Source organism: Blautia sp. Marseille-P2398 (genome assembly GCF_964240315.1).
Classification (GTDB): Bacteria; Bacillota; Clostridia; order Lachnospirales; family Lachnospiraceae; genus Blautia_A; species Blautia_A wexlerae.
This window is the reverse complement of record NZ_CAXSTD010000001.1, coordinates 306,691-318,304: the sequence shown is the minus strand read 5'-3', so window position 1 is coordinate 318,304 and position 11,614 is coordinate 306,691. Positions and strand designations below refer to the sequence as shown.

The following is an 11,614-nucleotide window of genomic DNA, read 5'->3' as shown; positions in this document are numbered from 1 at the left end:
TAATAAGCCTCCGGGTTTAAACGCTCAAAAGCGTATAGATAAAAACCATAGTATATTATATTTCAAGGACATACAGAATGTGATCGTGTGAAAGTACAATCGTTCTGTTTCGTAAGGACGGAATGTGGCTGCCGTAATGATTTGCTGATAAAAATATATGCGGAGTGTATGAAGAATCAGCAAAGTTTAGATATGGCAATTTGCCGAATTTTTTTCACTTTGTTATGGAAAATAAAGGAAAGCTGTGAAATTGTTGTTTTTTTAACAAAATATGACAGACTGTACTTGTCAACGGGCAGGATAATGTTGTATACTACACATGACATAGTGTGTAAGTCTGCGAAAAGATACATACACATAGTAATTTTTTTAAGGAGGCCAAAAAAATGCCGTTTAATCAGAAACTTCAGAAATTCAATGCAAAGATTAATACAGTCACCATTGGCAGCGGAGATAAGACTGTAACAATCGGCGGAGACTCTACTTATCCATTTTATTCTTTTGATGCACCATCAGAAAACACACCTAAGATCGGTGTGGAGATCTCTGATATGGGTCTTGAGAATGTTGTATCCGAAGGTATCAAAGCATACTACGACGGAGCTTCCACAATCGGAGAAATGGCTAAAAAAGCAGCAGCTATGGAAGGTGCTGATTTTGTAGCGCTTATCCTTGAAGGCGGAGATCCGAACGGTGTAAACAAATCTGTTGATGAACTTATTGCAGTTGTAAAAGACGTTGCAGATTCCATTGATGCACCATTAGTAGTAGAAGGATGCAAGAACGTAGAAAAAGACGCTGAACTTCTTCCGAAAGTAGCTGAAGCTCTTCAGGGAAGAAATGTATTGATCCTTTCTGAAAAAGAAGAAAACTACAAAGCAATCGGTGCTGCAGCAGGACTTGCTTACGATCAGATCGTAGGTGCAGAATCTGCCGTAGATATCAACCTTGCTAAACAGCTTAACGTTGTAACTACTCAGTTAGGCGTTAACGCACAGAAGATCGTTATGAATATCGGCAGTGCTGCTGCCGGATATGGATATGAGTACGTTGTATCTACAATGGATCGTATCAAAGGTGCAGCTTTATCTCAGAATGATAACATGCTGCAGATGCCTATCATTACACCGGTATCCGCTGAGACATGGGGCGTAAAGGAAGCTACAGCTTCTGAAGCTGACATGCCTGAATGGGGACCGGAAGAAGAGCGTGGAATCGATATGGAAGTTATGACAGCTGCTGCTGACCTTGCAGCCGGATCTGATGCAGTCATCTTAAGACATCCGGAAGCTGTTGCAACTATTTCCAGAATGATCAAAGCACTTGCGTAATTGAATAGGAGGAACAAATAAAATGGCACTGAATGGTATTCAGATCTTTAAATTAACACCAAAGAAAAACTGTAAGGAATGCGGATGCCCAACATGTATGGCTTTCTCTATGAAAGTTGCTCAGGGCGCTATGAAAATCGAACAATGTCCGCATATGTCTGATGAAGCTTTAGCATCTCTTTCCGAGGCAACTGCTCCGCCAATGAAGACAATCAAAATTGGTACTGGTGCAGAAGAGCACACTCTGGGTGGAGAAACAGTATTATTCAGACATGAAAAAACATTTGTAAGCAAGCCAAGATATGCAGTAGCTCTGTGCACATGTATGGATGATGCTACAGTAGAGGCGAAACTTGCAGAAATCCCGAAGGTAGATTATGACCGTATCGGTGAAAGAATGTATGCTGAACTTGTATATGTAAACTGTGGCGAAGGTGCAGATGCAGCTAAATATACTGCACTTGTAGAAAAAGCTGCAGGTCTTGGCAGAACTTTAGTTCTTGAATGTAAAGATCCTGAAATCGCAAAAGCAGCTCTTGCAGTATGCAAAGACAGCAAACCGGTCTTAAACGGTGCAGATGCTTCCAACTATGAAGCAATGAACGCAGTTGCTACAGAAGCAGGTGTTGTTCTCGGTGTATCCGGTAAAGACTTAAATGAATTATATGATACAACAGCAGCTCTTGAAAAACTCGGAAACAAGAACCTTGTTCTTGATACAACAGGCGCTGACATCAAAGAAACCTTTGCAAACACTGTACAGGTTCGTCGTGCAGCTCTGAAAGATCAGGACAGAACATTTGGTTATCCATCTATCGTAAACCTTGTTAAGATCGCAAAAGGTGACCTTCACTTACAGGCAGCTTTAGCATCTATGTTTACAATGAAATATGGTTCCATCATCGTTATGGAGCAGATGACATATGCAGAAGCTCTTCCATTATATGGTCTGCGTCAGAACGTTTTCACTGATCCGCAGAAACCAATGAAAGTTGAGCCAGGCATCTATCCATTAAATGGTGCTGATGAGAATGCAGTAGTAGTTACTACTGTAGACTTCGCTCTTACATATTTCGTAGTATCCGGCGAGCTGGAGCGTTCCGGTGTTCCGCTTAACCTGGTAATCAATGATGCAGGCGGACTTTCCGTACTGACATCCTGGGCAGCTGGTAAATTCTCCGGCAACAGCATTTCCGCTTACATCAAAGAAAATGTTGAGCCTAAGGTAAAATCCAGAAAGCTTATTATCCCAGGTAAGGTAGCAGTTCTTAAGGGTGACCTTGAAGCAAAACTTCCTGGATGGGAAATCATCGTTGGACCAAGAGAAGCTGTACAGCTTGTTAAATTCTTAAAAGATATGCAGGCTGACGGTCAGATCTGATCGGAATGACATGCCGGACCGGTCATCTGACCGGTCTGGCTCTTAATAAGAAGCATACAGGTTTTATTCCTGTGTAAATAAATAAAAAGGAGAACACGGTTATGGCAAAATTTGTAACAATCGGAGAAAGACTTTCCACTACTGCACCTGCAGTAAACAAAGCATTTACAGAAAGAGATCCAGAGCCGATCATCAAAAGAGCAAAACAGCAGCTTGACGCTGGTGCTACTTACCTTGATGTAAACATCGGACCTGCTGAGAACGATGGAGAAGATCTGATGAAATGGGCAGTACAGCTCCTTCAGTCAGAGTTTGACAATGTTCCGCTTGCACTGGATACAACAAACAAGAAAGCTATTGAAGCTGGTATCTCTGTATATAACAGAGCAAAAGGAAAACCGATCGTTAACTCTGCTGATGCTGGTGACAGAATCACAAACATCGACCTTGCAGCAGCAAACGATGCCATCTGTATCGCACTTTGCTCTTCCGGTATGGTAGCAGCAGACAATGATGAACGTATGATGCACTGCCAGAACATGCTTGAAAGAGGTATGTCTCTTGGTATGGAAGCTGAAGATCTGTGGTTTGACCCGTTATTCCTGGTTGTAAAAGGAATGCAGGACAAACAGATGGAAGTTCTTGAAGCAATCAAAATGTTCTCTGATATGGGACTGAACTCCACAGGTGGTCTTTCCAATAACAGTAACGGTATGCCGAAACATATCCGTCCGATCATGGACTCTGCTCTTGTAGCAATGGCTATGATGAACGGTCTTACATCTGCAATCGTTAATCCTAACGACCTTCGTCTGATGGAAACTATTAAATCCTGTGATGTATTCAAAGGCAATACACTGTATGCAGATTCCTACCTGGAAATCTAATCAGTATAGCTGAGAAATCTAATAAAATATTCGACCGACATAAATGAATACATAATTATGGGGGCTGAAGGCTTCGGTCTTCGGTCCCTGTTTTATTACAGGCTATTACGACTATGAGAAAGGTGGTTGCCGAATGTTTAAGGTAACATTTTCATTCGAAGATGGCAGTATGGTAGAAACTTTTGCCAATGCGGGGGATAATTTACTGGAGGTTGCACGAAGTGCCAATGTGGCTATTGATGCACCATGTTCCGGAAACGGAGCCTGCGGAAAATGTCGTGTCCAGTTAAAGAGCGGAGAACTGGAAAGCAAAAAGACATTACATATTTCTGACGAAGAATATCAGGCGGGATGGCGTCTGTCTTGCTGCAGCAAGATCAGTGCGGACGTCAATGTGCTGGTACCTGATATTGCATCTGCCTATAAGAGCAGAATGAAAGTAGCTGATTTAAGTTCGAAAGAGGAAATAGCCATTTTTGAAAATGCCAAGAGTGATATACAGCTGGCAGGCATTGAACTGAAAAATAGTCTGGAGGTTGTGGATGTGCTGATGGACGTTCCCTCTCTGGATGATACTATGCCGGACAATGAGAGACTGACACGTGCATTGCGGAAATATTTAAATATCAACAGAGTACGGATACCATATGTAGTCCTGAAAAAACTCCCTGATGTACTGAGAGAGAACAATTTTGCAGTGAAATGTGTGATCCGCGCTACTTCTGACGATATGTATGTCTATGATATATTTGGCAAAGACGAGGATGTGGTCATCGGAGGTCTGGCAATTGATATCGGTACAACTACAGTTTCTGCTGTACTGATTAATATGGAAAATGGAGAAATTCTGGCAAAAAGTTCTGCCGGAAACGGACAGATCCGTTTTGGTGCAGATGTAATAAACCGAATCGTGGAATCACAGAAACCCGGAGGTCAGAAAAAATTGCAGGATGCGGTGATCAAGGAGACTATCAATCCAATGATCCACGAAATGTGCAAGAGTGCAAAATTTCCCAAAGACCATATCTACAGGATGTGTGTGGCATCCAATACAACTATGAATCATCTGTTTGCAGGAATCAATGCGGATCCGTTGCGTACAGAGCCTTATATCCCTGCATTCTTTAAGACCAATTCCCTTTTTGCTTCCGATGTGGGAGTTGATATCAATAAAGATGCTCATATTATTATGGCGCCGAATATCGGAAGCTATGTAGGCGGCGATATCACAGCCGGAACTCTGGTCAGCCAGATTTGGAACAGGCCCGAATTCTCACTGTTTATCGACCTTGGTACAAATGGAGAGCTTGTATTTGGAAACTCAGACTTTATGATGAGCTGTGCATGTTCAGCAGGTCCTGCCTTTGAGGGTGGTGACATCAGCTGTGGTATGCGTGCCACAGACGGAGCCATCGAAGCATGTACCATTGACAAAGAGACTATGGAGCCTACCTACAAGATCGTAGGTGATCCGGGAACGAAACCTGTAGGTTTATGTGGATCCGGTATCATCGATGTGATCAGTGAACTTTATATCTGCGGAATCATCAACCCCAAGGGTAAATTTATCCGTGAAGGAAAGAGAATCAAACATGACAAATACGGTATGGGCAGCTATATCCTTGCATTTGAGGAAGAGGCAGGTTCTGTAAAGGATGTTGAGATTACAGAAGTTGATATTGACAACTTCATCCGTGCCAAAGGTGCCATCTTCTCAGCAATCCGTACAATGCTTACTTCTCTGGACTTCGATGTGAGCATGATCGATGATGTGTATGTTGCAGGCGGTATCGGAAGCGGTATCAACATGCAGAATGCAGTCAACATCGGTATGTTCCCGGATATCCCGATCGAGAAATTCCACTACATTGGTAACTCTTCTCTGACAGGTGCGTATCTGATGCTTCTGTCAACACCGGCAGAGAAGAAGACTTATGAACTTGCTGCAAATATGACATATATGGAACTTTCTACAGTACCGATCTATATGGATGAATTTGTAGGTGCATGTTTTATTCCTCATACAGATACAAGTATGTTCCCGACTGTAATGGAAGAGGTTCAGAACCGCTGATGAATTTCAGTAATTTCTATATGAGAAATTATGAATATCTAGAGAAATAAAATAACAGGACAGATCTTTGGATCCCTTTGATCTGTCTTGTTTATGGAGATTTATATGGCATTTAGTTTAAATGACTTAAATTATGAAAAAGACAGTAAGGAAAGAATGCCGTGGGAGCATTACACTCAGGAGTTTGCAGCTGCAGACCCGAAGGAGATCGCTTCCAGATTGTCTATTCCTTACGATGAAGAAACCCAAAAACTGACTTTAACTTTTCTTGGAACACAGTATCAGATTACATGGCCGGATTTTGAAGTAACACATACTCCGGATGATAAAGGTTTTTATCCACTGGAGAACATGATCTATGCAAGGATCCTGACGATTCGTTTTCTTTTAAACGGTGTGAAGTCTGAGAGTTCCGGAAAATTTAAGACATACCGGGAGATGCCATGGGGAGAAGTATATTTAAGACAGTTTGACGGCAGATGTATCAAACGTCTGGCATTTTCCTATGGTAACCGTCCGGGAGATTTCAGGGCGATCATGGAGCATATCAGTGCCATACCTGTAAAGCATGGAGATATTGCCTATGAAGTAGAAATTTTTCCGGAATATAAAATACAGATGATCCTCTGGGAGGGCGATGAGGAATTTCCGCCGTCTTCACAGATTCTCTTTTCTGACAACTTCCCTGTTTCTTTCCAGGCAGAGGATATGGCAGTTATGGGAGATGTGATTATTGGTTCTCTGAAAGCATACCTGAAATGCGTTCAGAAATGACAAATGATATCAGGATTATAGAGATTGCAGAATAATCTGCGGATATCAGAGTCAGATAAGTAAATATAAACAGAAAGAAAGAGGGAGAAAAAATGGGATTTTCAACAAGTACATGTACAGAATTCGTTGAAGTTCTGGCATCTAAGGCTCCGGTTCCGGGCGGCGGCGGTGCGTCTGCATTAGTTGGTGCAGTAGGAACTGCTCTTGGAAATATGGTAGGAAGCCTTACTGTAGGAAAAAAGAAATATGCGGATGTTGAAGACGAAATGTACGAATTAAAAGCAAAATGCGATCAGTTACAGAAGGATTTCCTCCGTCTGATCGAGCGTGATGCAGAAGTATTCGAGCCATTATCAAAGGCATATGGAATGCCAAAGGAAACAGAAGAAGAGAAAGCTGAGAAAGCCAGAGTCATGGAGATCGTATTAAAAGATGCCTGCTCTGTACCAATGGAGATCATGGAGAAATGCTGTGAAGCAATTGAACTGATCGTAGAATTCGGTGCAAAAGGCTCTAAGCTTGCCATCAGTGATGCAGGCGTTGGTGCAGCTTTCTGTAAAGCAGCATTACAGGGTGCCAGCCTGAACGTATACATCAACACAAAATCCATGGCTGACAGAGAGTATGCAGAAGAATTAAACAGAAAAGCAGATGCCATGCTTGAGAAATATACAAAGATCGCAGATGACACATTCAACAGCGTACTTGGCAGACTGAAATAATAGTAAATAAAATAGAAATTTCTGTATTGTTTTCCGTCTCTTTTAATAAAGTGTAACATTATTTATTGAGATGTATTTTTTTACAGAGTGCATATGATTTATGAGGCGGTTATGCTGAAATCATTCAGATACAGTATAGAATAATAACGTATAATTTCGGAGGGAACGACAAATGGCTAAGCAGTTATTAGGTAAAGAAGTAACAGCAGCATTAAACGAGAAAATCAAAGCAAACGTAGCAGAGCTTCAGGGAAAAGGAGTAAATCCTACCCTCTGCATCATCCGTGTTGGTGAAAACCCAAGCGATATCTCCTATGAAAGAGGAGCAACAAAACGCTGTGAAACTTTAGGCGTTGCATGTGAGAAAATTTTACTTCCGGAAGATGTTTCCCAGGAAGAACTTCTTGCAACAATCGATAAAGTAAACAAAGATGACAGCATTCACGGCGTATTATTATTCCGTCCGCTTCCAAAACATCTGGATCAGGCAGTGATCGAGAATGCACTTGCTCCTGAAAAAGACGTTGACTGTATGACAGACCTTTCCATGTCCGGTGTATTCACAGGCAAGAAGATTGGTTTCCCGCCATGTACACCACAGGCTTGTATGGAAATCCTTGATCATTACGGAATCGACTGCACAGGCAAAAAGGCAGTAGTAATCGGAAGAAGCCTTGTTGTTGGTAAACCTGCAGCAATGATGCTGGTTAAAAAGAACGCAACTGTTACGATCTGCCACACAAGAACTGTAGATATGCCGTCTGTAGCACGTGAAGCAGATATCATTATTGTAGCAGCAGGCCGCGCCGGTGTTGTTGGTGCCGAATATGTAAAAGAAGGCCAGACAATCATCGATGTAGGTATCAACGTAAATGCAGAAGGCAAACTCTGCGGTGATGTTGATTACGCAGCAGTAGAGCCTATCGTAGATGCTATTACACCTGTACCTGGCGGTGTTGGAAGTGTAACAACTTCTGTACTGGTTGGTCATGTGGTAGAAGCTGCAATGAGAAAGGTAAACGCATAAGATGAAAAAAGTGCCGGGAAAATATTTCTGGCTGCTTATGACAATAACAGGTGCCCTGATGTTCGGGGCACCTGCTTTGGTAAGTGCCAGTGAAGGGATAGCGTCCACTGATACAGAAAACAGCGCAGCAGACAATGCTGCAGATACCCCAGATGACGACACGATAGCTAAAACAACTGATAGTGCAGAAAAAAACAGTCAGGAAACTGATCATTCAGGAGAGGGACAGATCTCCAAACCTAAATATCTCGAAAATGCAGAAAATAACGGAGAAGAAATTATCTCCGATGAAGACCCGACAGATAATACTTATGGATACTACACGATTATGGGTGGAACAACTGTTTCCGTCGATGAAATGTGTTCATTATACAACAGTCAGGGATGCACTTACCCATCTGAAGAACTCAGTGGCGGCGGAGCATCTGATATAGATACCTTTTGCAATATTATTGTAGAGGAGGCAAATGCCGAGAATGTACGTGGTGAAGTAGTTTTTGCGCAGGCAATGCTGGAAACCGGATGGCTGAGTTTCGGTGGTGATGCGGGAATCGACCAGTTCAATTTCGCAGGTCTTGGAACAACCGGAGGTGGAGTCAAAGGAATCGCATTTCCGGATGTAAGAACAGGAATACGTGCTCAGGTTCAGCATCTCAAAGCCTACGCCTCCACAGATTCCCTGAATCAGGAATGTGTAGATGAACGCTTCGATTACGTGACAAGAGAGACGGCGCCTTACGTGGAATGGCTGGGAATCCAGGAAAATCCTTATGGCGGCGGCTGGGCAGCAGGAAAAGATTATGGAAGTAAATTAAGAAAAATACTGGCAGATTTGAAATCAGGGACATAAAGACAGAGTTTTGCGCCTTATTTGTATTATTTTTCTGAACTGCTGTAAATGATTTTTAAATTCTTAAATAAAGAAAGGATGTTGAGTAAAATGAAAAGAAAATTGATGATTTGTGCAATGGCTTTGTGTATCTGTGCAGGATTGACCGGTAACACTGGAGAGGTCAGCGTATGGGCATCCGAAGGATCATCTTCGGATGCTGTCCGGATAGGCGCTCTGAAAGGTCCGACAGCAATGGGAATGGCGCAGCTTCTTGATGAAGACGGATACGATTTTACGATTGCTGCATCTCCGGATGAGATTGTTCCGATGGTAGTACAGGACAAGCTTGATATTGCAGCTGTTCCGGCAAATCTGGCAGCAACGTTGTATCAGAAGACAGATAAGGATGTCAGTGTTCTGGCGGTCAATACGTTGGGTGTTCTCTATCTTGTGGAGAATGGAGACAGTGTAAAATCTGTGGAGGATCTTAAGGGAAAGACTATTTATGCCAGTGGGAAGGGTGCAACTCCGGAATATGCCCTGAACTCTGTTCTTAAAGCGAATGGAATCGACCCTGAAAAAGATGTGACTGTTGAATTTAAATCTGAGCACGCAGAGGTAGTTTCCGCACTTGTGCAGGATCAGACAGCAGTCGGACTTCTTCCGCAGCCTTTTGTAACTACAGCGCTGATGAAAAACGATAAGCTGAAGGTTGCCCTGGATCTGAACAAACTGTGGGAAGATTCCATGGATGACGGAAGTAAACTTGTGACAGGAGTTGTGATCGCAAACAATGAGTTTGTTCAGGATCATGCAGATAAAGTAAATGATTTTATGGATGCTTATAAAGAATCTGTAGATTTTGTCAACAGTGACACAGAAGTTGCGGCCCAGATCATAGGAGATCATGATATTATTGCAAAAGAAGTTGCACAGAAAGCAATCCCTGACTGCAGTATTGTGTTTATTGAAGGTGATGAGATGAAAACCATGCTTTCAGGATATCTGGCAACTCTGGATGATCAGAATCCTGAGATTATAGGAGGACAGTTGCCGGATGATGCATTCTATTACACACGATAGAGCAAAAACTGACAATGGAACGAAATATACAGGAATTCGCATATTAGCAGTGTTTTTCTGGATCGCAATCTGGCAGTTTGCGAGTATGTATCTGAAACAGGAGATCCTTCTGGCATCTCCTGTTTCTGTTGTCCGAAAGCTTTTTGAACTGATTTTCAGCGGAAATTTCTGGCAGTCTGTCGGATTTAGTTTTGTACGCATTGTGACAGGATTTCTTCTGGCTGTGTTTCTGGGAATCTTTCTGGCAGTGTTGGCATATTGGTCAAAAACAGTGGAAATCCTGACGGCACCTGTGATCGCAGTGGTCAAATCTACACCTGTGGCATCTTTTATTATTTTGTGCCTGATATGGATTCCTTCGAAAAATCTGTCAGTTTTTATTTCCTTTCTTATGGTTCTGCCGGTGATATATACAAATATCCTTGAGGGAATACGACAGACGGACAGGAAGATACTGGAAATGGCAAAAGTATTTCGTGTGAATCTCAGAAGACAGATCAGGTATATTTATGTATCGCAGGTACTGCCTTATTTTCTCTCAGCATGCAGGCTTTCTCTTGGAATGTGCTGGAAGGCAGGAGTGGCAGCAGAGGTTATCGGAGTACCTTCAGGTTCTATTGGTGAGAAACTGTATAATGCAAAAATATATCTGAATACTCCGGATCTTTTTGCGTGGACAATTGTGATAATTGTGATCAGTTTTGTATTTGAAAAGTGTTTTCTTGGAATTGTAAGCAGAGTAGTTTATATGATAGAACATAGATAACGGAAATTTTGATTTATGATAATCCTCTTAAATGCATTATTTATGAGGTCTGTTACAGGCGGAGAAGAGATATGGATATAAAGGTAGATCATATTAGTAAAGCATACGGAGAACAGCAGGTACTGCAAGACTTGTCCTGTGTTTTTCCGGAAGGGAAAACCACTTGTATCAGAGGAAGATCCGGATGTGGCAAAACAACACTGATACGGCTTCTTCTGAGACTGGATGTTCCGGATAAGGGGAAAATAGAAGGGGTAAGTGACAGGAAACTCAGTGCAGTATTTCAGGAAGATCGTCTGTGTGAAAATCTGAGCGCTGCTTCTAATATAAGACTGGTATGTACAGAAACAATAACAGACAGAGAACTGGAGGAGGCGTATAAAGCAGTTGCGCTTACTGAGATATGGCAGAAACCGGTTCGTGAACTGAGTGGAGGAATGCGCAGGAGAGTATCTATCCTGAGGGCATTGCTGGCTGAATCAGACTGTGTGATCATGGATGAACCTCTCAGAGGTCTTGATGAAAAAACCAGAGCAAAAACAATTGATTATATTTTGAAAAAGACGGAGGGAAAGACGTTGATCTTTGTTACTCATGAAGAAAAAGAAGCAGTTTGGTTAAAGGCTGACAGAACAGTAGATATATTGACAAAGCATTAAAATTAATGAAAAACTAAATTTCGGTTATAGATTATAGCGTGTCTGAAAAATCATTTCTACAATCTTCAAACACGCTAT

Annotated in this window: 11 protein-coding genes; all 11 read left to right on the top strand. The window is 42.1% G+C overall.

What is annotated here, in order from left to right:
* Nucleotides 1-386: 386 nt before the first annotated feature.
* Complete coding sequence (gene acsD, locus ACESZG_RS01525; RefSeq protein WP_008703883.1) at nucleotides 387-1,331, top strand: acetyl-CoA decarbonylase/synthase complex subunit delta; 945 nt, start codon at nucleotides 387-389, stop codon at nucleotides 1,329-1,331.
* Between the two features lie 22 nt (nucleotides 1,332-1,353).
* Nucleotides 1,354-2,712, top strand: a complete 1,359-nt coding sequence (gene acsC / locus ACESZG_RS01520) for an acetyl-CoA decarbonylase/synthase complex subunit gamma (protein WP_008703881.1) — start codon at nucleotides 1,354-1,356, stop codon at nucleotides 2,710-2,712.
* A 101-nt stretch (nucleotides 2,713-2,813) separates the two neighbouring features.
* Nucleotides 2,814-3,599: a carbon monoxide dehydrogenase/acetyl-CoA synthase methytransferase subunit gene (acsE, locus tag ACESZG_RS01515; protein WP_008703879.1), complete on the top strand. Its 786-nt coding sequence runs from the start codon at nucleotides 2,814-2,816 to the stop codon at nucleotides 3,597-3,599.
* Between the two features lie 133 nt (nucleotides 3,600-3,732).
* On the top strand, nucleotides 3,733-5,673 hold the full coding sequence (acsV, locus tag ACESZG_RS01510; protein WP_118339538.1) for a corrinoid activation/regeneration protein AcsV: 1,941 nt from the start codon (nucleotides 3,733-3,735) through the stop codon (nucleotides 5,671-5,673).
* Nucleotides 5,674-5,778: 105 nt separating this feature from the next.
* Nucleotides 5,779-6,447: a DUF3786 domain-containing protein gene (locus tag ACESZG_RS01505; protein WP_120062536.1), complete on the top strand. Its 669-nt coding sequence runs from the start codon at nucleotides 5,779-5,781 to the stop codon at nucleotides 6,445-6,447.
* A gap of 92 nt (nucleotides 6,448-6,539) precedes the next feature.
* The gene (locus tag ACESZG_RS01500; RefSeq protein WP_008703872.1) at nucleotides 6,540-7,169 is read left to right on the top strand and encodes a cyclodeaminase/cyclohydrolase family protein; all 630 of its coding nucleotides are present in this window, start codon (nucleotides 6,540-6,542) and stop codon (nucleotides 7,167-7,169) included.
* A 172-nt stretch (nucleotides 7,170-7,341) separates the two neighbouring features.
* Entirely contained in the window at nucleotides 7,342-8,196 is an 855-nt protein-coding gene (locus tag ACESZG_RS01495) for a bifunctional 5,10-methylenetetrahydrofolate dehydrogenase/5,10-methenyltetrahydrofolate cyclohydrolase (protein ID WP_008703871.1), read from the top strand.
* A gap of 1 nt (nucleotide 8,197) precedes the next feature.
* Nucleotides 8,198-9,046 (top strand): glucosaminidase domain-containing protein, encoded by an 849-nt coding sequence (locus ACESZG_RS01490; RefSeq protein WP_055057457.1) that lies wholly within the window; start codon nucleotides 8,198-8,200, stop codon nucleotides 9,044-9,046.
* 90 nt (nucleotides 9,047-9,136) lie between these two features.
* Nucleotides 9,137-10,111 (top strand): ABC transporter substrate-binding protein, encoded by a 975-nt coding sequence (locus tag ACESZG_RS01485; protein ID WP_243148357.1) that lies wholly within the window; start codon nucleotides 9,137-9,139, stop codon nucleotides 10,109-10,111.
* The gene (locus tag ACESZG_RS01480; protein WP_118409462.1) at nucleotides 10,089-10,877 is read left to right on the top strand and encodes an ABC transporter permease; all 789 of its coding nucleotides are present in this window, start codon (nucleotides 10,089-10,091) and stop codon (nucleotides 10,875-10,877) included. The genes ACESZG_RS01485 and ACESZG_RS01480 overlap by 23 nt, the downstream gene beginning before the upstream one ends.
* Before the next feature lie 71 nt (nucleotides 10,878-10,948).
* The gene (locus ACESZG_RS01475; RefSeq protein WP_055057455.1) at nucleotides 10,949-11,536 is read left to right on the top strand and encodes an ATP-binding cassette domain-containing protein; all 588 of its coding nucleotides are present in this window, start codon (nucleotides 10,949-10,951) and stop codon (nucleotides 11,534-11,536) included.
* Nucleotides 11,537-11,614 lie beyond the last annotated feature (78 nt).

Bases quoted from the DNA above. Each gene is read 5' to 3' on its own strand.
- ACESZG_RS01475 (WP_055057455.1), top strand. From the start codon at position 10,949: ATGGATATAAAGGTAGATCATATTAGTAAAGCATACGGAGAACAGCAG.
- ACESZG_RS01490 (WP_055057457.1), top strand. From the start codon at position 8,198: ATGAAAAAAGTGCCGGGAAAATATTTCTGGCTGCTTATGACAATAACA.
- acsC (WP_008703881.1), top strand. From the start codon at position 1,354: ATGGCACTGAATGGTATTCAGATCTTTAAATTAACACCAAAGAAAAAC.
- acsD (WP_008703883.1), top strand. From the start codon at position 387: ATGCCGTTTAATCAGAAACTTCAGAAATTCAATGCAAAGATTAATACA.
- ACESZG_RS01505 (WP_120062536.1), top strand. From the start codon at position 5,779: ATGGCATTTAGTTTAAATGACTTAAATTATGAAAAAGACAGTAAGGAA.
- ACESZG_RS01485 (WP_243148357.1), top strand. From the start codon at position 9,137: ATGAAAAGAAAATTGATGATTTGTGCAATGGCTTTGTGTATCTGTGCA.
- ACESZG_RS01500 (WP_008703872.1), top strand. From the start codon at position 6,540: ATGGGATTTTCAACAAGTACATGTACAGAATTCGTTGAAGTTCTGGCA.
- ACESZG_RS01480 (WP_118409462.1), top strand. From the start codon at position 10,089: ATGCATTCTATTACACACGATAGAGCAAAAACTGACAATGGAACGAAA.
- acsE (WP_008703879.1), top strand. From the start codon at position 2,814: ATGGCAAAATTTGTAACAATCGGAGAAAGACTTTCCACTACTGCACCT.
- ACESZG_RS01495 (WP_008703871.1), top strand. From the start codon at position 7,342: ATGGCTAAGCAGTTATTAGGTAAAGAAGTAACAGCAGCATTAAACGAG.
- acsV (WP_118339538.1), top strand. From the start codon at position 3,733: ATGTTTAAGGTAACATTTTCATTCGAAGATGGCAGTATGGTAGAAACT.